Here is a 19,941-nt window from a genome sequence, read left to right on the forward strand (position 1 = left end):
TGTTTTTTAAGCAAAAATGACAATCCGCTTCAAGCGAGAAGCGGACCTGCTCATGTTCATGGTATGACTAGCCGCGCAAATCAAAGCGAGATTTTTGAAAATCGCGGTACACCGCCTCATTAGTGAAGGCCGGAAATGTGGCTTTCTGGGCTGCTGATTTTACCGCTTCGCAATATGCTTTATTACCGTCACTGGTTGATATGTTTAAAGCCGTGCCATTCTGCGCAAACTCGATATGCAACCGACACTTCTTCCCTTTCCAGTTTTGTGGCTCAGCAAGTTTTGCATTTATCGCTGCTCTGATCGCCCGCGCTTGCGAGCCCCACTCATCCCGATCATCCCAGTTGCCAGAACCGCAATTACCCAGTGCAGTGGCTTTATGGCATCCTGAAGGTTGTAATGGTGCGCAACCCATTGCCTGACTGGCCATAAATGCCAGCATAGACATTTTAATTGCCATTCGATTCGCTCTCACTCCTTGCTCCCTCATTCGATTAATTTCTTCATACACACTGAGATATTGTTCCGTCATTACTGGCGCATTTTCAACTACTCGTAATGGTAATGACGTGGTCGCCATTACGTGGTCACTAACTCCCTATTGATAACTTCAAACAATTTTTTAAAGGTCCGCTATTGGCACAAAGCTGACTGTCAGAATACCCCTGAATAACCAAAATGCTCCCAGTCCCAATAACTCCGAGCCCCCACCCCCTAAATCAACAACTTCACCCGATCATAAATCAGTCGATCCTCGAGCCGAGCGGAGCGGGCATGCTGGCGCAGGGTACGGATCAGGTTATCAATCAACGCGTGGGCAGCGGTGCTAAGAATGCTGTTGCGCCGGGTGACGATATTCAGCCGCGCTAGGTCACAGCCTTCCTGTAGCGCCAGCGGTTGCAGCCGTCCGGCAAACTGCGGTAAACCTATCAACGGTGCCGGGCTCCAGGTACACATGTCTGCCGACTCTACCATTGCCTGCAACATGCCGAGGGAATGCGCATGAATAATGCGGTTCGGATCGAGTTGAGCGCCGTGTCGGCTGAACAGTTGCTGGATTAAATCATCATAATTTTCCGGGGTGTAATTCAGTACCCAATCCTGCTCCAGCAATTGGTGGACTGAGGTGCTTTGGGCCAACGGATGGCCGTGGCGCACCATCACCGCCGTTTCATAATCCAGCAACGGCTCACAATGAAACTCCTGCGGTGCCATCGAAGCCGGAAGCGGCGTGATGGCAAAATCCATCGTGCCCTCTCGCAGTTGGGATTGTGCGTTGGCCATCAGGCTTTCAAACAGCTCCAGTTTTACCCTCGGCATCTTTTTGCGAAAGGCCACCACCGCCGCCGGTAACACCGTCAACATCAGCCACGGAGTGATCGCCACTTTCACCTGCTCTTGCGCCAGCCCACGCAGGCCCGCCATCTCATTGTTGGCCTGTTCCAGTTGGTTCAACACCAGCCGCGCGTGTGCCAACAACGTTTTTCCATAAGGCGTGAACCCCAACCCGGAGGGTGTGCGGATCAGCAACGGCAATTCCTGTTGCTGTTCCAGCTCTCGCAAGGCCCGCGTGACCGCCGCCTGTGAAAGCCCCAATTGTCGTGCGGCGGCGCGGATGCTACCACCGTCGGCACTGGCGACCAAAGCCTGTAACTGATGTAGTTTCATCACGCCCCCTGACAATCATAAGTTGTCAGCATAACCGAACGACGGCTCCCCGGGCAAAAGGTTGTTTGTTAGTCTCCGAAGTACCTTGTTCCCGGTTATCTTTCGCGTCGGGGAGTGAACATTCAATCGGGATGCCGCAATGGGAAATTTGCTTGTTTTACCTGAAATAGCCGCTGTTCATCACGAAATGGTCTCCATTCGCCACCATATTCATGCGCATCCAGAACTGGGATTCAATGAGTTTGCCACCAGCGATCTGGTGGCAAAGCTGCTGACCGAATGGGGATATCAGGTCACGCGCCATATAGGACAAACCGGGGTTGTCGCCACCCTGCAACGCGGCGTGGGGAAATCGCTTGGCTTGCGGGCCGATATGGATGCATTGCCGATTGAAGAAACCAGCGGACTGCCTTATGCCAGCACCCATAGCGGGGTGATGCACGCCTGCGGCCATGATGGCCACACCACCATGCTGCTGGCGGCAGCACGCTATCTGGCACTGCACTCTGACTTTACCGGTACTCTGCATCTGATTTTCCAGCCGGCAGAAGAAGGTGGCGGTGGTGCCAAAGTGATGATCGAAGATGGGCTGTTTGAACGCTTCCCTTGTGACGCGGTGTTCGCCATGCATAACGTGCCCGGCTTCCCTGTTGGCCAACTGGGCTTTGCCAGCGGCCCCTTCATGTGTTCAGCCGATACGGTCAACATCACCCTGCACGGCCGCGGCGGCCATGGTGCGGTCCCGCAGCACACGGTCGATCCGGTGGTGGTCTGCGCTGCTATCGTGATGAGCCTGCAAACTATCGTGTCCAGAAATATTGATCCACAGGAAACGGCGATTATCACCGTAGGCGCGATCCAGGCCGGTCTTGCCAGCAATGTGATCCCTGCGACTGCCACCATGACACTGAGCGTGCGCGCACTGAATGCCGATGTGCGTCAACGGCTGGAAAACCGTATTACCGCATTGGTTGAAGCGCAAGCCATCAGTTTTGGTGCCCGGGCAGAAATTGATTACCAGCATGGTTATCCGGTGCTGGTGAACCACGCTGCGGAAACCGAACTGGCGCGTGAAGTGGCGCTGGACTGGGCGGGCGAACAACAGCTCATTCCATCACTACGGCCATTTACCGCCAGTGAGGATTTCGCCTTTATGCTGGAGAAATGCCCCGGCAGCTATATCTCAATTGGCAATGGTGAAAGCACGCCCGGCAATTCATTGCATAACGCCGGTTACGATTTCAACGACGCATGCCTGCCGATTGGCGCGACGTACTGGGTCAAGTTGGTTGAACGCTTTTTGGCTTAATGCCCTTTTGAACACCACAACACTGAGGAAAATGAAATGAAAACAAAAAGTAGCCTGGTTTTATTGCTGCCACTGGCGTTAAGTTTCGCGGCCTTTGGTGGAGAGTTCAGCGGCAAAGTCATTAAGCTGGGCGTCGACCCCACCTATCCGCCGTTGGAATACAAGACTCCACAGGGTGCGCTGACCGGATTCGGTGTCGATATTGCGCAGGCAATGTGCGATCAAATGCAGGCCAAATGCATTTGGGTCGAAAGCAGTTGGGATGGGATGATCCCGGGGTTGCAGGCAAAAAAGTTTGACGCTATTGCCTCTTCCATGACCATTACGCCGCAGCGTCAGGCGCAAATAGCCTTCTCGGATAAAGTGTCCAATGCCCCAGCACGGTTGGTAGCCCGTAAAGGCAGCGATCTGCAACCTACCGCGGCTTCGCTGAAAGGCAAATCCGTTGGCGTACAACAGGGATCCAGCCAGGAAGCTTACGCCAACGCGCTATGGCGACCAGCTGGGGTCAATGTGGTGTCCTACCAAAGCCAGCAGGAAGCCAATGAAGATTTGGTCAATGGACGGTTGGATGCGTCACTGTTGGCCAGTGTCAGCGCCAGTGAGTTTTTCCATACGCCTGCCGGGAAGGATTTTGCCTTTACCGGTGCTGAGCTCAATGACAGCAAATATTTCGGTATCGGCGACGGTATTGGGTTGCGTAAAGAGGATACGGCATTGCTCAATGCATTTAATGCCGCGCTGAAAGCGATCATCGCCAACGGCACTTATAAGAAAGTGAACGATAAATACTTTGATTTTGACGTGTATGGTTCAGGGCAATAACGGCGGATTGGCGGGAAACAAAAAATAAAAGGGCCAGGCAAATGCCCGGCCCGATAAAAACGGTTACTTCACTTCGCCCATAGCTTTCAGCTTTTTGGACAGTTCGCGACGTTCTTTAGACAGATCGGCATTTTTGATGATGTAGTCATCAACGCGATCTTCATAGTCGCTGCGCATGTTGCCAATGATGCCCTGAACGTCTTCAATGCTCATGCCTGGCTTGATGTACTCACTCAGGTTGTCGAGTAGCAGCACACGCTTTTGGTTATCACGAACTTTCTTTTCGTTGTCGATAATTTCGCGTTGCAGCTTATTTTTACGGCGGAACATACGCACAAACTCCAGAACGTCCTGGAAACTCGGCTTATTTGCATTATCCATCTTCATACCCTTGCTTTAGTAATACACAGATTCATTTGCTTACGGCCACAATGATACCAAGATACAGGTTTGTGGCGGTCAGGCACAACACTCATCGCCCTATCTTACTCACTTTGCTGTCCGGACAAAAACCCGAAGCGCCTGCTTCATGATCTGACCCCCTATTCGCGCCCGGTAGCAGTACAGACCTTGAGCAGGTCGCCCAGTTCTTCCAGTTGTTGTGTCAGCTCCATGCTCAGCCAGACATAACCGTAAATTGGCGCTTCGCCGTGCTGACTGACACTGGCTTCCTGCATCAGCGTTTTCAGTTCAGCGGCGATTTCGCTTAGCTCGCCTGCCACGACAGATTGTTGCGCTTGTGGGCCATTACGCATCGTGTCCGCCAATGATTCAAGCGACCGCAGCGTCAGCAATTGCGCACTGCGCAGGGTTTTCGCATTCAGCATAATGAAATGGGTTTCACGCGAGGCCCAATAAGCGTCCGCCAACAGCTCCAGAGTACAGACCAGATTGCGGCTCAACGTTTGTACCGCTTCAAATACAGCCGGAGGAATATGGGTTTCTTTACTGCTGGGAACAATCAGGCCGCGCAATTTGACCACCTGATTCAAGAGATCTTTCAACTGCGGTTCCAACCGCGGCCGCTCTATCATGTTCGGTGACAAATAAGCACCGTAGATTTTACTCGCGCTTTGCAAGCAATCCGCCATCTGCATGCGCCACAGAATGTAGGCGCGCTGAGGGTAAATGCTGGTGAACAACAACGCCAGCAACGAACCAAAAATTACGTCACCACTGCGCCACAACGCGGTATGCATATCACCTGCCCCCGCGCCACAAACCACCGCCAGTGTAATCCCCACCAACAGTGCCATATAGGGCCGCTTACCGAGTGTCAGATAGCCGCAGAAAAACATCACCACCCCACACCACGCCAGCATCAGCGGTAGCGAGTAGAGTTCTAGATACAGAGCAATCAGGCCCGAGGCTGCACCAAACACCGTACCGGCGATACGTTGCAGTGCACGTTGCAACACATTCCCCCAGAACGAAATCGGCCCCATCACCACCACTAAAGTAATCAACGGCCAGGTCCCTTCCGGCACTGCGAGCAAACGAATCAGCAGGAAGGTCAGGATAAACGCCAGCCCAATGCGCACACCATGCACAATGCGGTAATGGCGATAAGTCAGACGTTCAAACGACGATATTTTTCTGTCGAGGCGCACAATGCATCCCGTTATGAGGGGCGAGAAAGTACATTAGTTTAGCGGAGGAAGAGGGGTAGAGAAAAGGCGGATAAGGCGTCCCTCACCCGCAGTCAGTCCTTAAGCAGCATATTTATCCACCAGCGCCTGTAAAATGGCGGCGGTTTCCACATCCATCACCCCATCATACTGGCGTTGACGGAAATGCAGTTGGAACGCACGCACCAGTTGGCGATAACCTTCAGCGTCAACCGCTGCCGAGGTGTCATAGCCATATTTGGCGAACAGCGCCAATAAATCAGCTTGTGCGGGCACGCCATGACATTGATATTCATGCTGGTGTCGTTGTTTCGCCGCATCGTCATACCAGGCGCCAACCCCGGCTTGATACAGCTGATGCCACGGGAACTGCGGACCCGGATCGCTCTTGCGGCCCGGCGCGATATCAGAATGCGCCACCACGTTAACGGGGGTGATATCCGGATAACGTTGCAGGATATTTTGCGCCAGTTGAGTTACCGCCGCAATTTGCTGCGGGTTAAACGGTGGGAAAGTAATGTCTTCACCATCGCCACTCGCCAGATTGACGATCTCAATACCAATCGCCGTATCGTTGAGATTAGAGCGATTGCCCCATTGGCTTGCACCGGCATGCCAGGCCCGTTCATCTTCATCCACCAAATTAAAGATGCGTACACCGCTGAAACCGGCCGCCTGATAGGTTTGATCTTCCGGATCCGGCACCAGGTAATGGGCGCTGACCGATTTGCCGGTCAGTGACTGCACGGAATCGGCAAAATTCTGCGCCGTGTAATGCAGCACCAAAAAGCGCACCCGGTGGCCAAAGCCGGCTACCGAACGGTAGCTATTGTAATCAATACTGAACATCGTAGATTCCTTGTTAGTTAAACTCGCGTGCCTCAGTCACTGTAGGAGACGAATATATTCGTCCCGGGTCAAGCAGTCCCAACATGCTACGACCCTACAATGTCTTCGTGGACCCTGTCCACTCATTAATGTTTAGCTAATTGCTAAATTTAAATCAAGTTAAATTTAGCAAAAACGATATTTACCTTTTTGCTAAAGAATGCGATCATCCGATGATGGAAACCAAAGAAATAAGACGCAATAATTTGCGCGAGCTGATGGCCAGCTACGCCCGGCAGGGCATCAACCAGAACGATTTTGCGGTGCTGGTTGAATCCTCTTCGCCAACGCTGAGCCAAATTACCGGTGAAAAATCCTCCCGCAACCTTGGCGATAACCTTGCCAGGCGGATCGAGGCCAAACTGGATCTGCCCAAAGGCTGGTTCGACGTTTTCCATGAAAAACAGTTGGTGCACCCGTTCGATAACGTGGCGGCAGAGTCGGATTTTCAACCTGCCCGCCTGAAACCGGTAGTGTGGGAAGATACCGAACAGGACAAGGAAGAGTTTGTGGAAATCCCCCTACTGGATATCAATTTTTCTGCCGGCGATGGCTGTTATGAAATCGTTGATCGTGAAGAGTTTTCACTGATCTTTCGTCGCTACTATCTGCACAAGATGGGGGTGGCGGTCAATGCGGCGCGTATCATCCGTATTTCCGGCTCCAGCATGGAGCCACGGCTACAAGATGGCGACGTGGTGGGCATCAATACCGATGACACACGCATCCGCGAAGGCAAAACCTACGCGATTCGTCATGGTAATTTACTGCGGGTCAAAGTGCTGATCGAACAGCCTGACGGTGGGGTCACTATTCGCTCCCTGAACCGGGAAGAATACCAGGACGAACACCTGAGTTATCCGCAGCGTAAAGACCAACTGGTGGTGTTGGGCCGCGTTTTCTGGTCGTCTTCGTCCTGGTAATGGACGGGATACAATCAGGCGCCGCTCAGCGGCGCCATCCTGTTATTTGAAATCCACGACCATCTGCTGCTGGATAGACAAACCGCGGGTAGACTGCACGCAACGGGCGATGTAGTCGGTAAAACGCGGCGGTTTCGGCATGCCCAGCTTAAGAATTTTGTCGTTGCTGAAACGCACGTTAAGCATGGCGAAAGATCCATACAAACGCATCGCTTTCAGCATCAGTCTTTCGTTGCACGGCCCGAAAATATCTTTCAGTTGCTTGCGCATTTTCAGCAGTGCTTCGTAACTGACCTGTGCGTAATGGTCGCCAAGCGGTGGTTTTTCCAACGCGGCAGCAATGGCGCGATCAATATCTGCAAAGCTGACACTGCTCTCTTCGCCAGCGGAAATATGGTAAACGTCATTATCCAGCGTTTCGCTGTTCAGCAGCATCACCATCGCATCAGCACAGTAATCGACCGGGATCACGTCGATGTTGTCCTGCAGCGAGCACATGAATTTACGCAGCATCAGTGCCATGCTGAACACCCAGAAAATACTGCTGGATGGCTGGCACCCTAAACGGGTGTGCCCAACAACGATAGAAGGACGAGCAATCACCAGCGGCAGTTGCGGGCAGTGTTGACGCATTAACTGTTCAATTGTGGATTTAGAGCGGGTGTATTCCACCAGATGCTCAGCCGTTTCTTCAAACTCACCACTTTCCGCAACCAATGAACCCGGTTCCGGTGCACAAGACATTGCGGTACCCACATGCAGAAAACGTTTTAATCCCGGTACCTGCGCCATTCTTTCGGCAAAGGCCAATGTACCTTCAACGTTAACCTTCCAAATAAGCGGGTTATTGCCAAATGAAGCGACAGCGGCACAATTGATAACGTGCGTTACATTGTTAATACGTGTGTCCGCTAAAAAATTAGCAGGCTCACTTAAATCACCCAACAATATATTTTCTATCGTGATTTTAGAGAATAAATCGGATTCAATATTAAACTTCTCCATATTAATCCGAATACGCTCCAGCCCCTGCTGCGCATTTTCAGCTCGCACTAACAGAAGATAGTTAATTTCCTGATTTTCATTCAGTAATTTTTCGAGCACTGCACCACCGAGAAAGCCAGTAGCGCCGGTTAACAGCAGAGTTTTCATAATATGCACCCACATTGGCATTGAATGCTGCTGATTGTATGCGGGGATATTTAAACAAATATTAAATGGAACTCAGTGGCACCTATTTATCTTTTCTTAATATTATCTTAAGGAATATCCTGAAACATCACTGAGGTATTTGGTAACACATTAATAAAAAAACACCCATAATAAATGCGGCCGTTTACGGACCATTGATACAAACTCTGATTTAATTTCCTGGTAAATGTTATTCCCTTTTTTCATCAGGAGTATTTATGAGCTATAACCAAAAAGTTTGGTTGGGCATCCTGGTCCTGTGCAGTGTCTTCTGGCTGGCGGTGATTGGCGGTGTTTTCTCGATCCATGAAGCCTACGAGCGCACAAGCCTGCAAAGTCAGCAGGATTTCACAACGCGATACTCTCAGCATTATCATGGCACTGCAACACCGAACCACGGCCTCCAGGCGCGAACACCAACATCCTGATATGCCCCCCTGAATGGGTAGGGACAAGCATGTCTAACGATCTTATGATGCCCTTTAGTTCATAGGGAGAATAATATGGATCGAAAGCTGGATCGCTTACCGCAAGCCGAACGTGAGAAAATTGAAACTGACTTACTCGCTCTCAGCGTCATTTATAACGAACGCTATGGCATTGCCGCCAATACTGCCCATGCCGAAAAACAGGTGCCTGATTATTTGCGTTCCTACTTTCATCTGCGCCTAAGCTACTATCGCAGTGCGTAATACCGCGCATTTCGGTGATTAACGCTAACGACTCGTACATCTCGCCGTTACAATAGGAAGATATTCCCAACGCCACGTGAGAGATGCGATTTTGAGCAGCAAGGCACCGGCCACATTCTACATCCACGACTACGAAACCTTCGGTAAAAGCCCATCAATGGACCGCCCGGCGCAGTTTGCCGGTGTGCGTACCGATATGGATTTCAATATCATCGAAGAACCACTGGTCATCTATTGCACCCCGGCCGACGACTACTTGCCTGATCCTGAAGCGGTGATGATCACCGGTATTACGCCGCAATTGGCACTGGCAAAAGGTGTCAACGAAGCCGAGTTTGCGCGCCAAATTCATCAGGCATTCAGTGTTCCTGGCACCTGTATTCTGGGTTACAACAATATTCGTTTCGATGACGAAGTCAGCCGCAATATTTTCTACCGCAGCTTCTATGACCCCTATGCTTACAGTTGGCAAAACGGTAATTCCCGCTGGGATCTGCTCGATGTAATGCGTGCTTGCTATGCATTGCGTCCGGACGGTATCGTCTGGCCGGAAAACGAAGATGGCTTCCCCAGCTTCCGTCTGGAACACCTGACCCGTGCTAACGGCGTTGAACATGAGCATGCCCATGACGCCATGTCGGATGTTTACGCCACCATCGCCATGGCCAAGTTGGTCAAACAAGCGCAACCGCGGCTATTTGACTTCCTGCTGCAACATCGTAACAAGCATAAGCTGAATGCCTTGATAGATATCGCAGAAATGGCTCCGTTGGTACACGTTTCCGGCATGTTCGGCGCAGCGCGTGGCAATACCAGTTGGGTATCGCCGTTGGCCTGGCATCCGGATAACAAAAACGCGGTCATCATGTGTGATTTAGCCGGTGATATGACGCCATTGTTGACGTTAAGCGCTGATGAATTGCGCGAACGGCTGTATACCCGCAGAGACGACCTGGCACCAGACCAATCCCCGGTACCGATCAAACTGGTGCATATCAACAAATGCCCGGTACTGGCACCCGCGAAGACCCTATTACCAGAAAACGCGGAACGCTTGGGGATCGATCGCCAAGCTTGTCTGCAAAATCTGCAATTGCTGCGCCAACACCCACAAGTACGCGAAAAAGTGGTGGCGTTATTCGCTGAAGCCGAACCGTTTAAGGGCTCTGATGACGTCGACGCCCGGCTTTACGACGGTTTCTTCAGTGATGCTGACAAAGCGGCAATGAAGATTATCCAGCAAACTAAACCGCAAAACTTGCCGGCGCTGGATCTGACCTTCAGTGATGGCCGCATGAAGGAACTGCTGTTCCGCTTCCGGGCCCGCAATTACCCCAACACGTTGGATGACAGTGAGCAACGTCGTTGGTTGCAGCATCGTCAGGAAGTACTGAGCGCCGAACGGGTACAGAGCTACGTACTGCAACTGGAGTCGCTATATAACTTGTACGAAGGTGATCAAGAAAAGACCGCGCTGTTGAAAGCGCTGTTTGAGTACGGTAAAGAATTGGTCGGCTGACAAAAACAAAAAAGGGTGCCGAAGCGCCCTTTTTTAATGCACAAAGCCGTTAAGACTTATGCAACGTCTTCGCTAGCCTGTGGAACTGGCAGACGGAAGCTGCGGGTGACGAAGGCCAGATAAATCAGACCAATCGCTGCCCACACCAGACCCAATGTCATTGAGCTGGCTTCCAGGTTCAGCCACAGCGCACCTACAGTCAGTGCACCCAGAACAGGCAGAATCAGGTAGTTAAAGGTGTCTTTAACGGTACGGTTCAGCTTGTCGCGGATATAGAACTGCGAAATGACCGACAGGTTCACAAAGGTGAACGCCACCAGCGCACCGAAGTTAATCAGTGCCGTCGCAGTCACCAGATCAAACGATACCGCAGACAGTGCAATCACGCCGACCAGCAACACGTTCAATGCCGGGGTACGCCATTTCGGGTGTACATAACCGAAGAAACGCTCCGGGAATACACCGTCACGGCCCATCACGTACATCAGGCGTGAAACACCGGCGTGCGACGCCATGCCTGAAGCCAGTACGGTTACGCAAGAGAACACCAGAATCACCGACTGGAAGAACTTGCCGGCCACGTACAGCATGATTTCCGGTTGGGACGCGTCAGGATCTTTGAAGCGCGAGATGTCCGGGAAGTACAACTGTACAAAGTAGGACACCACAATAAAGATGACACCACCAATCAACGCCGTCAGGAAGATGGCTTTTGGGATCACGTTTTCCGCGTCTTTGGTTTCTTCAGACAGTGAGCTGATACCGTCAAAACCGAGGAACGAGAAGCACAGAATGGTCGCACCGGTAATCATCGGCACCACATGCGCACCCTCAGACCAGAACGGACGGCTGCTGATCAGCGTGCCGGCACCTTCACCATGCGAAATGCCGTTCACTACCAGGAACAGGAACACGACCATGATCGCCACCTGCACCACCACGATAATGGAGTTCAGGTTCGCCACCAGCTTAATGCCGCGCAAGTTGAAAATCGTCATCAATGCGACCAGCGCTGCCACGAAGATCCACGAAGGCACGCCCGGGAAGATAGCTTCCAGGTAAATTTTGGCCAACAGGATGTTGATCATCGGCATGAACAGATAGTCCAGCAGCGATGACCAGCCCACCATAAAGCCAACGTGCGGGCTAATGGCCTTCTGGGCGTAAGTATAGGCAGAACCGGCGGACGGGAATTTCCGTACCAGTTTGCCGTAGCTCAATGCGGTAAACAGCACCGCCAGCAGAGCAAAGGCGTACGCAGTGGCGACGTGACCATCGGTCAGGCCGGATACGATGCCAAAGGTATCGAAGATGGTCATTGGCTGCAGGTAAGCAAGCCCCATCATCACTACCGGAACTAAAGTCAGGGTTTTACGCAGCTGTGCGCGTTGAGCCGGAGCGGCACTGATGATGTTATCGGACATGACGCAGCCCCCCCTTACCTTCTGCCTTGCGGAGCGTAGACACGCCAAGACTTAAGGTTGCGGGGAAACTTCGCAACGAGCGACTGAATTCAAAAAGAAGGGGATTGGAAGCTGGATAACGAGTCAAGGCGGCCTTGGCTGCTCCATAATCGCTGCGACCGCAGCGGAAACCGGCGGGCACCGGTGCTAAAGTGAAAAATTGCCCCATCTTTCTTATCCTCATGAGTCACGACCATAAAGTTTTGTTTGATCGCGCACGAAACTATTTATCTATCCGGATCGGTGTCCGGCCTCGCTTGGTGTATGAAACGCACAGTTTGTAGTACATAAATGCAAAAAAAATAACCGACGCGTTAAAACGTCGGCTATCTGCATTAGGGATATTTTGCACCAAAAACCCTCCTGATGACAAGATCAGGAAGGCCTCTTAAACAAATTCTTTTCGCGATCGTTCGGAAAACAGCCCTTACGGGTGAATTAATCCGCTATCCTCAGCATCGCTTACTCAGTTAATACTGCTTAGTTTACGCTCCCTCAGGCATTTTTCAACATCCAGTCGATCTCTGTTTCCGTCACTAAGCGTTCAAACTGCATCAATTCGTCCATCTTGCAGGCATGATAAACATGGGCAAAACGTTCTCCCAGATACTGCGTCAGCTCATGCTGGTGCTCAAATTCGTATAGCGCATCGCTTTGGCGGATCGGGAACGGCAGCCCTTCTTGTTCGAGCCCGTTACCGGTCACCGGTTCAGGCAACGGCAGTTCATTGTCCAACCCGTACAAAATCCCGGCGAGGATCGCGGCAACCACCAGATAGGGGTTTGCATCCGCGCCCGCGACACGATATTCCACGCGATGATTCTCTGTTTCACCACAGGGAATACGCAACGCGACGGTGCGATTATTGTGTCCCCAAGAGGCTTGAGTGGGTACATACATGCCCGGCTGGAAACGACGGAAAGCATTAACATTGGGTGCCAGTAGTGCCATTGACGCCGGCATTAAGGTAATCATGCCGGCCAGCGCACGGTGCAGTAATGCAGAGTCTTCGCCGTCCGCTTGTGCGAACACGTTGTTACCGTTGCCATCAAGCATGCTGATATGCACGTGCATACCGCTACCGGCGTACTCTTCATAAGGTTTTGCCATAAAGGTGGCGTGCAGATGATGATTCTCCGCCACCATACGTACCAGGCGCTTTAACCCCAGCGCATGATCGCAAGCCAGCAGTACATTATCGGTATGCTTTAGGTTTACCTCGAACTGGCCGGGTGACGCCTCTGCCACCGCACCGTCCGCCGGTAGCCCCTGCATCTGAGCCAGGCTATCGATGTCGTTCAACACTTCTGCAAAGTGATTTAGGTTATCCAGCGAGTAAACCTGACTTTGCACGTTGCGTTCCTGGGTCCCAGGTGCGCAAGGGGGTTGTAGGTAACCCTCAGAGTCTCGTTGCCGGTCAATGAGATAGAACTCCAACTCTACCGCTACCACCGGGAACATGCCTCGCTGGCGCAACGCCTGCCACACTCGGTTCAGGACATTACGGGGTTCAACGTCAAAGGGAGTACCATCTTCATCCAGCATGGTCAGCAGCACCTGACCGATATTATCCGGGTCCGCTGCTGACGGCGTCAACGAACCAAGCACCGGCATACAGACACGGTCTGGCTCCCCCAACTCCTGGCCCAGGCCCGCTTCTTCCACCACATTACCCAGAATATCCATAGCGAATACCGAGGCGGGGAAGTAACTGCCTTTTTCCAATTTTTTCAGTCCGGAGACAGGAATACGTTTACCGCGGAAGGAACCATTCAGGTCAGTGAGAAGGATATCGATATACTGCGTTGAGGGATGGCGTTCCAAATAGTGAGCAACTTCACGTTGGAACGCGCTACTTCGCCTCTCTTCATTATGCTGTGCAAAATTTTCAACTGCTGCGATATTGGTTTGCATACATCACCCGCCATTATGCTCTGAGGACGCTGCCGCGCCCGCCTGCCGATAGGTTCAACACATGGTCTGATTTCTCTGTAGACTGCGCCAGAACAGGCGCTCAAAATAACATCCATAATATGAAACATAGCTTTAACACAAATGGTTTGCAAATGTTACAATGCTGTTTGATTATTCGCCACCGACTGCTAAATTGATAAAATATTGACCGAAAAGGTGTTAACTGCCTTTTTATGTACAGAATTTCGTCCGCCAGAACGGGGGTGACCATGGGCAATATATTTTCCAAATTCGACACAACTACCGATATCATGCAATGTCGATATCACTCAGACAGGCACCTGACACCGATATTCATTTCTGCCTGTCGTCCCTACCAGAAGGAAGTACCGCTATGAGCGAAGTCAGCTTGGCGCCAGGTAAGCGCCTGTCACAGATCCGTCTGCAATTGGGTTTGTCGCAGCGCCGAGTCGCCGAACTGTCCGGGTTAACCCACAGCGCAATCAGCACCATCGAACAGGATAAAGTCAGCCCGGCTATCAGCACGCTGCAAAAACTGCTGAAGGTCTATGGTTTGTCGTTGTCCGCGTTCTTTGCCGAACCTGAAACCGCAAATGAACCCAAAGTGGTGATCGACGCCGAAGATTTGATCGAGATCGGCAGCCAGGGCGTGTCGATGAAGCTGGTACACAACGGCAACCCAACGCGCAATCTGGCGATGATGCTGGAAACCTATCAACCCGGTACGACCACCGGTGAGAAGATAAAGCACCAGGGCGAGGAGATTGGCACGCTGCTGGAGGGTGAGATCATGCTGACTATTAATGGCCAAACTCATTGCCTGACTGCTGGACAAAGTTATGCCATCAACACCGGTATTCCCCACAGTTTCAGCAATACCTCTGCACGCGTCTGTCGTATCGTCAGTGCACATACACCGACGACATTCTGATAAGCCGGATAAGGGCGTCGCGTTGCCCGCGATTCCCTTTTCCCTGCCTTCCGTTTAGTGATGTCGTTTACGCTGGACAGATCCCTTTGTCGGCTAAACATCATTTTCGTCTCAGTTATTCTATTTAGTGTGTTGCGTGAATCGCAATCTGTGTTACAAAAGACTATCTTTAGCCATCTAAACACCTAAACGTCTTTAATCACACTATGCCAACCACTACGCCCTCATGTCTCGAGATGCGCAATATCTCGATCGCCTTTGCCGGATTCAACGCGCTGCAAAACGTCGACTTTACCCTGCTGGGTGGGTCTATCCATGCACTGGTCGGCGCGAATGGTGCCGGGAAGTCCACACTGATGGCGATCCTGTCCGGGGCGCATAATCATTACCGCGGTGAGATCTTTATCGACGGTCAAAAAGTGGATATTCATTCGCCACTGCAAGCCCGCCAATATGGGATTCACGTGGTGCAGCAAGAAGTGGATGTGGCACTGATCCCCACGCTGTCAGTGGCGGAAAACATCATGCTCGATTGGCTTAATGAACCAGGCCATTTGCTCAATTGGGCACAATTGTACCGGCAGGCCACCCAACTACTGGCCCAGTTGGATTTGACCATTAACCCACGCCAGCGTTTGGCAGACTGTACGCTGGCGGAAAAACAGCAAGTACTGCTCGCACGCGCACTGTCACACCGCTGCCGTTTCCTGGTACTTGATGAACCCACCGCTCCGCTCGATCGCGCCGAAAGCGAACGCCTGTTCCGCGTGGTGCGCCGCCTGCAGTCCGAAGGGATCGGCATTGTCTTTATTTCACACCGTATTCACGAACTGAGTGAAATCTGCGATCGTTTAACGGTACTGCGCGATGGCCGCCATGTCAGTGAAGATGCTATGCAAGGCCTGAATGGCGAGCAGATTGTTGAGAGAATGCTCGGGCACCGGTTAGACGATATCTTCCCACCGCGACGCCCACCGCACGGATCACGCCCGTTGTTACAGGTAGAAAACCTTCACGACCGCCACAAACTACACGATATCACTCTGCAACTGCATCAGGGGGAAATTCTCGGCATCGCCGGGCTGGCCGGTGCCGGTAAAACGGAGCTGTGCAAAGCGCTGTTTGGTGCCTCTCCGGCCCGCATTGAACGCGGTGAGCTGCTGGGCAAGCCCTGGAGGCCTCGCGCTCCGCATCTTAGCGTCGAGCAAGGGTTGGCACTGGTACCGGAAGAACGGCGTAAAGAAGGCATTTTTATAAACGAAGCTATTCCGATGAACCTGAGCGTCAGCGCCGACGACAGCTTCTCACGCTGGAGTCTGTTCAGTCGCCGCCAGGAACTGCGCTGGGCTCTGGATATCATGCAACGCCTGAACATTCGCGCCTCGGGTCCTCAACAGCGGCTGGCAAGATTGTCTGGCGGCAACCAGCAAAAAGTGGCCATTGGCAAATGGCTGCGCGGTGATGCCAGCGTACTGATTTTTGACGAACCGACCAAGGGTGTGGATATCAAGGCCAAACAAGAGCTGTTCACTGTGATCGACAACCTGGCACGCGAGGGGAAAGGCATTATCTATGCCTCCGGCGAGTTCTCGGAGCTGGTCGGCTTGTGTGATCGCATCTGTGTGTTGTGGGATGGGCGGATCGTGGCGGAACTGAACGCCGCCGATATTGATGAAGAAACCTTATTACTGTATTCCACCGGAGGAACCCCAGCGTGAGTAAAGAATTATCCCTACAAAATGCGCAACCCTGGCGCCATCAGTTGTTTGAGTTTCTCTACAAATGGGGGATGTTACTCACCGTTGTTGCTCTGATCGCTCTGTTCGGACTGGCATCGGATAATTTCCTCGATCCGAACAACATCATCAACATTTTGCGCTCGATCGCGATCGTTACCGTGATCGCCATTGGTGTGTCCATCTCACTTTCGGTGGGCGGCTTCGACCTTTCTGTCGGCTCCACCGCTTCACTCGCTAATGCCTTGGTGGTTTCGCTGTTCGTTTGGTACGGCTTCGGCACGACCAGCGCGATTGTACTGACACTCCTGATTTGTACGTTGGTCGGTCTGTTCAACGCCTTCCTGATCGTGGTACTGAAAATTCCTGACATGCTGGCGACACTGGCAAGCTTGTTTGTGATCCAGGGTGTGGCAATGACCTACAGTTACGGCGGGTCAATAACCCAAAACATGCTGCTGCCGAACGGCGATATGGCTGAAGGCCTGATCCCGGATATCTTTTCTTCACTAGGTCAGGTGCCGATCATTGTGCTGATCATGCTGGCAGTCACCATAGTGGTGCAGCTTTTCCTGTCGCTGACCAAACACGGCCGGCGCATGTACGCCATTGGCGGTAACCCGGAGGCCGCGCGTCTGTCAGGCATTCGCACCGTACGTTACAGGGTTGCCGCCTATGTCATTTCTGCCCTGCTGGCCTCACTTGGCGGCATATTGCTGGCGTCACGTATTGGCTCTTCCCAGGTGAATGCCGGTGGCGGTTATCTGATGGATGCCGTCGCCGCCGCCTATATTGGTTTCTCGTTGGCTGGCTCCGGTAAACCTAATGCGCTCGGCACATTGGTGGGTGCTGTGATCCTCGGCGTATTGCAAAACGGTCTGGTAATGCTTTCCGTACCCTACTATGCAATGGACATCATCAAAGGTCTGGTACTGGCCCTGGCGCTAGCGATTACCTATATCCAGAAACGTTAATGACTCCACCGGTGCACGCCTTGCTGCGCCGGTTTTCCCTTTAATTCATACGGTTAATTATTCCTCCTCTCCGTAATTATACAAATGATACGAATTATCATTTGCGTTTACATTTTGTTTGAAATCCTTACAATGGCCTGACGAAATACTGACGGAACGACGATCCTCGCAACGACGGGGCCCGTTTCTACTTATTATTCAAACCGTTAAAACGACACTTTGTCGATTTACATCAGACCAGGAAAGGTTTGCCTCATGGAAAAGCCACGTTATAACTCGCTTACTGCACTGATTATTGCTTCACTCGGCAGCGCCAGCGCGTTTGCCGCACCACAAAATGACGCTCAGGACACCATGGTGGTGACCGCCTCCGGTTTCCAACAAAAAATCCAGGACTCCCCTGCGTCTATTTCTGTGATCCCACGTCAGCAAATTGAAGACAAAGCCTACCGCGACATTACCGATGCGTTGAAAGACGTGCCGGGCGTGGTAGTGACCGGCGGTGCCAGCAGCAGCGATATCAGTATCCGCGGCATGTCCTCCAAATACACCCTGATTCTGGTGGACGGCAAGCGCGTAGACACCCGTGGCACCCGCCCGAACAGCGATAACTCAGGCATTGAACAAGGTTGGTTGCCCCCGCTGGAAGCCATTGAACGAATCGAAGTGGTGCGCGGCCCAATGTCTTCGCTGTATGGCTCCGACGCGATGGGCGGCGTGATCAACGTCATCACCCGTAAAACATCCACCACTCAGGCATGGAAAGGCTCGCTGCACGGCGATTCCACCTTCCAGGAAAACAGCAATTCCGGCGATATCTTCCAGACCAACGCCTACGCTTCCGGCCCATTGATTGAAGGCCTGTTGGGCCTGCGGGTTAATGGCCTGCTGTCGCGCCGCGCTGAGGACAAAATCCTCAATGGTTTTAACGAACAACGCATGCGCAGCGGCACCGCGGTATTCAGCCTGACACCGAACGAACAGAACGATTTCGATTTCGAAATTGGCCGCTCTTTGCAGGATCGCAACAGTACGCCGGGCAAATCCATGGCGACCGAAAACTGCCGCAATAAAAAGTGCACAGCTAACAGCGCCAGCGACAGCCTTTACACCCGAACCAACTACGCTGTAACCCACAACGGTTATTACGATTTCGGCAATACCAACAGTTACATTCAGCGCGAAGAAACCAACAACCCGGGCCGTAACATGAAGATGTACAACACCATCTTCAATACGCAAACCCAGTTTGACCTTGGTAACCATATGCTGAATCTGGGCGGCCAGTACCGCTACGAGAAATTGAGTGACGGGGGCAACCAGTTAGCATCGGCAGATAAGTTGAACAAACTGACGCGCTGGAGCTGGGCGCTGTTTGCCGAAGACGAATGGGCGATGACCAACGACTTCAGCCTGACCAGCGGTATCCGTATGGATCAGGACCAGAACTACGGTAATCACTGGACACCGCGCATGTACGGCGTCTGGCATCTGACCGAACAATTTACGCTGAAAGGCGGCGTTTCCGCCGGTTATCGCTCACCGGATCTGCGCCAATCCTCCGCCGGCTGGGGGCAAATCACCGGCGGTGGCCGTACGTCAATCATTATCGGCAACCCGGATCTGAAACCAGAAAAGAGCCTGAGCGAAGAGATCGGTGTGATGTGGGATAACCAGCAAGGCCTGAACGCCGGTGTAACCCTGTTCAATACTGATTTCAAAGACAAGATCACCGAAGTACGTCGCTGTGATAGCGGTGACGGTGATGCGCAATGCATGATCGGTACCACGCCATATTACTTTATCAGCGACCGCACTAACGTCGATAAAGCCAATATGCGCGGCGTAGAAGCGACGTTCGGTTGGGAAATCACCAAAGACTGGCAGTTGACCACCAACTATACCTACACAACCTCTGAACAAAAGAGCGGTGATTTCCAGGGCAAACCCTTGAACCAAATGCCGAAGCATATGGTTAACAGCGTATTGGACTGGCAGGCCACTCACGACGTCAGCCTGTGGTCGCGCGTTAACTTCCGCAGCAAGACATCGGACTACATGAGCCGTTCATCGATGGCCAAAAGCACGCCGTCTTACACCTTTGTTGACGCTGGCCTTAGCTACCAGGCGAATAAAAACCTGATGGTGACCGGCGGGGTTTACAACATCCTCGATAAGACCGTTGATTACGATAACTACAATACCGTGTTGGATGGCCGCCGTTACACCGTCGGCATGACCTACAACTTCTAACGCTAC

At 52.2% G+C, this 19,941-nt stretch carries 18 protein-coding genes; 10 read left to right on the plus strand and 8 right to left on the minus strand.

Annotated features, from left to right (window positions below):
* Nucleotides 1–67: 67 nt before the first annotated feature.
* Together SGBXF1_RS16090 and SGBXF1_RS16095 are read right to left on the minus strand one after the other, a co-directional pair.
* Complete coding sequence (locus SGBXF1_RS16090; RefSeq protein ID WP_186428524.1) at nt 68–460, minus strand: cell envelope integrity TolA C-terminal domain-containing protein; 393 nt, start codon at nt 458–460, stop codon at nt 68–70.
* A 254-nt stretch (nt 461–714) separates the two neighbouring features.
* On the minus strand, nt 715–1,668 hold the full coding sequence (locus SGBXF1_RS16095) for a LysR family transcriptional regulator (RefSeq protein ID WP_186427176.1): 954 nt from the start codon (nt 1,666–1,668) through the stop codon (nt 715–717).
* Between the two features lie 139 nt (nt 1,669–1,807).
* Between SGBXF1_RS16095 and SGBXF1_RS16100 the strand changes: the two genes are divergently transcribed.
* Both SGBXF1_RS16100 and SGBXF1_RS16105 read left to right on the plus strand, forming a co-directional pair.
* Nucleotides 1,808–2,977 (plus strand): M20 aminoacylase family protein, encoded by a 1,170-nt coding sequence (locus tag SGBXF1_RS16100; protein WP_186427177.1) that lies wholly within the window; start codon nt 1,808–1,810, stop codon nt 2,975–2,977.
* Nucleotides 2,978–3,013: 36 nt separating this feature from the next.
* Nucleotides 3,014–3,802, plus strand: coding sequence for an ABC transporter substrate-binding protein (locus SGBXF1_RS16105; RefSeq protein WP_037425489.1), 789 nt, complete (start codon nt 3,014–3,016; stop codon nt 3,800–3,802).
* A gap of 63 nt (nt 3,803–3,865) precedes the next feature.
* Here SGBXF1_RS16105 and tmaR read toward each other — a convergent pair whose 3' ends face one another.
* The 3 genes from tmaR to SGBXF1_RS16120 form a co-directional block, all read right to left on the minus strand.
* Nucleotides 3,866–4,183, minus strand: a complete 318-nt coding sequence (gene tmaR, locus SGBXF1_RS16110; RefSeq protein ID WP_037425492.1) for a PTS system regulator TmaR — start codon at nt 4,181–4,183, stop codon at nt 3,866–3,868.
* Nucleotides 4,184–4,344: 161 nt separating this feature from the next.
* A complete protein-coding gene (locus tag SGBXF1_RS16115) occupies nt 4,345–5,412 on the minus strand; it encodes an FUSC family protein (RefSeq protein WP_061806714.1) in 1,068 nt (355 codons plus the stop codon).
* 99 nt (nt 5,413–5,511) lie between these two features.
* Nucleotides 5,512–6,279 (minus strand): N-acetylmuramoyl-L-alanine amidase, encoded by a 768-nt coding sequence (locus SGBXF1_RS16120; protein WP_130381401.1) that lies wholly within the window; start codon nt 6,277–6,279, stop codon nt 5,512–5,514.
* A gap of 215 nt (nt 6,280–6,494) precedes the next feature.
* On the opposite strand from SGBXF1_RS16120, the gene SGBXF1_RS16125 reads away from it, so the two are divergent.
* Complete coding sequence (locus SGBXF1_RS16125) at nt 6,495–7,241, plus strand: LexA family transcriptional regulator (RefSeq protein ID WP_037425549.1); 747 nt, start codon at nt 6,495–6,497, stop codon at nt 7,239–7,241.
* A 42-nt stretch (nt 7,242–7,283) separates the two neighbouring features.
* Here SGBXF1_RS16125 and SGBXF1_RS16130 read toward each other — a convergent pair whose 3' ends face one another.
* Nucleotides 7,284–8,393, minus strand: a complete 1,110-nt coding sequence (locus SGBXF1_RS16130; RefSeq protein ID WP_130381403.1) for an SDR family oxidoreductase — start codon at nt 8,391–8,393, stop codon at nt 7,284–7,286.
* 257 nt (nt 8,394–8,650) lie between these two features.
* Here SGBXF1_RS16130 and SGBXF1_RS16135 point away from each other — a divergent pair, with 257 nt between their 5' ends.
* The 3 genes from SGBXF1_RS16135 to sbcB all read left to right on the plus strand — a co-directional run bounded on the left by SGBXF1_RS16135 (nt 8,651) and on the right by sbcB (nt 10,643).
* Entirely contained in the window at nt 8,651–8,860 is a 210-nt protein-coding gene (locus SGBXF1_RS16135; RefSeq protein WP_037425500.1) for a hypothetical protein, read from the plus strand.
* A 75-nt stretch (nt 8,861–8,935) separates the two neighbouring features.
* Nucleotides 8,936–9,124: a DNA polymerase III subunit theta gene (locus SGBXF1_RS16140; RefSeq protein WP_130381405.1), complete on the plus strand. Its 189-nt coding sequence runs from the start codon at nt 8,936–8,938 to the stop codon at nt 9,122–9,124.
* A 91-nt stretch (nt 9,125–9,215) separates the two neighbouring features.
* Nucleotides 9,216–10,643 carry an exodeoxyribonuclease I gene (gene sbcB / locus SGBXF1_RS16145; protein WP_186427178.1) on the plus strand — a complete coding sequence of 476 codons (1,428 nt, stop codon included), beginning with the start codon at nt 9,216–9,218 and terminating at the stop codon, nt 10,641–10,643.
* Nucleotides 10,644–10,699: 56 nt separating this feature from the next.
* Here sbcB and SGBXF1_RS16150 read toward each other — a convergent pair whose 3' ends face one another.
* Nucleotides 10,700–12,067 carry an APC family permease gene (locus tag SGBXF1_RS16150; protein ID WP_037425509.1) on the minus strand — a complete coding sequence of 456 codons (1,368 nt, stop codon included), beginning with the start codon at nt 12,065–12,067 and terminating at the stop codon, nt 10,700–10,702.
* A gap of 534 nt (nt 12,068–12,601) precedes the next feature.
* The gene (locus SGBXF1_RS16155; protein ID WP_186427179.1) at nt 12,602–14,020 is read right to left on the minus strand and encodes a glutamine synthetase family protein; all 1,419 of its coding nucleotides are present in this window, start codon (nt 14,018–14,020) and stop codon (nt 12,602–12,604) included.
* 394 nt (nt 14,021–14,414) lie between these two features.
* Here SGBXF1_RS16155 and puuR point away from each other — a divergent pair, with 394 nt between their 5' ends.
* From puuR to SGBXF1_RS16175, 4 genes are all read left to right on the plus strand, one after another.
* Nucleotides 14,415–14,972 carry an HTH-type transcriptional regulator PuuR gene (puuR, locus tag SGBXF1_RS16160; protein ID WP_037425514.1) on the plus strand — a complete coding sequence of 186 codons (558 nt, stop codon included), beginning with the start codon at nt 14,415–14,417 and terminating at the stop codon, nt 14,970–14,972.
* Nucleotides 14,973–15,178: 206 nt separating this feature from the next.
* Nucleotides 15,179–16,690 (plus strand): sugar ABC transporter ATP-binding protein, encoded by a 1,512-nt coding sequence (locus tag SGBXF1_RS16165; protein ID WP_186427180.1) that lies wholly within the window; start codon nt 15,179–15,181, stop codon nt 16,688–16,690.
* Complete coding sequence (locus SGBXF1_RS16170; RefSeq protein ID WP_037425521.1) at nt 16,687–17,682, plus strand: ABC transporter permease; 996 nt, start codon at nt 16,687–16,689, stop codon at nt 17,680–17,682. The genes SGBXF1_RS16165 and SGBXF1_RS16170 overlap by 4 nt, the downstream gene beginning before the upstream one ends.
* Nucleotides 17,683–17,937: 255 nt before the next feature.
* Nucleotides 17,938–19,935: a ligand-gated channel protein gene (locus tag SGBXF1_RS16175; protein ID WP_037425524.1), complete on the plus strand. Its 1,998-nt coding sequence runs from the start codon at nt 17,938–17,940 to the stop codon at nt 19,933–19,935.
* Nucleotides 19,936–19,941 lie beyond the last annotated feature (6 nt).

The sequence above is a fragment of the Serratia grimesii genome, from assembly GCF_900186025.1.
Classification (GTDB): Bacteria; Pseudomonadota; Gammaproteobacteria; order Enterobacterales; family Enterobacteriaceae; genus Serratia; species Serratia grimesii.

Coding starts and splice junctions, on each gene's coding strand:
- SGBXF1_RS16130 (WP_130381403.1), bottom strand. CDS start 8,393: ATGAAAACTCTGCTGTTAACCGGCGCTACTGGCTTTCTCGGTGGTGCA.
- tmaR (WP_037425492.1), bottom strand. CDS start 4,183: ATGGATAATGCAAATAAGCCGAGTTTCCAGGACGTTCTGGAGTTTGTG.
- SGBXF1_RS16090 (WP_186428524.1), bottom strand. CDS start 460: ATGGCAATTAAAATGTCTATGCTGGCATTTATGGCCAGTCAGGCAATG.
- SGBXF1_RS16150 (WP_037425509.1), bottom strand. CDS start 12,067: ATGTCCGATAACATCATCAGTGCCGCTCCGGCTCAACGCGCACAGCTG.
- SGBXF1_RS16120 (WP_130381401.1), bottom strand. CDS start 6,279: ATGTTCAGTATTGATTACAATAGCTACCGTTCGGTAGCCGGCTTTGGC.
- SGBXF1_RS16105 (WP_037425489.1), top strand. CDS start 3,014: ATGAAAACAAAAAGTAGCCTGGTTTTATTGCTGCCACTGGCGTTAAGT.
- SGBXF1_RS16175 (WP_037425524.1), top strand. CDS start 17,938: ATGGAAAAGCCACGTTATAACTCGCTTACTGCACTGATTATTGCTTCA.
- SGBXF1_RS16155 (WP_186427179.1), bottom strand. CDS start 14,020: ATGCAAACCAATATCGCAGCAGTTGAAAATTTTGCACAGCATAATGAA.
- SGBXF1_RS16135 (WP_037425500.1), top strand. CDS start 8,651: ATGAGCTATAACCAAAAAGTTTGGTTGGGCATCCTGGTCCTGTGCAGT.
- SGBXF1_RS16165 (WP_186427180.1), top strand. CDS start 15,179: ATGCCAACCACTACGCCCTCATGTCTCGAGATGCGCAATATCTCGATC.
- SGBXF1_RS16125 (WP_037425549.1), top strand. CDS start 6,495: ATGGAAACCAAAGAAATAAGACGCAATAATTTGCGCGAGCTGATGGCC.
- SGBXF1_RS16095 (WP_186427176.1), bottom strand. CDS start 1,668: ATGAAACTACATCAGTTACAGGCTTTGGTCGCCAGTGCCGACGGTGGT.
- puuR (WP_037425514.1), top strand. CDS start 14,415: ATGAGCGAAGTCAGCTTGGCGCCAGGTAAGCGCCTGTCACAGATCCGT.
- SGBXF1_RS16100 (WP_186427177.1), top strand. CDS start 1,808: ATGGGAAATTTGCTTGTTTTACCTGAAATAGCCGCTGTTCATCACGAA.
- SGBXF1_RS16140 (WP_130381405.1), top strand. CDS start 8,936: ATGGATCGAAAGCTGGATCGCTTACCGCAAGCCGAACGTGAGAAAATT.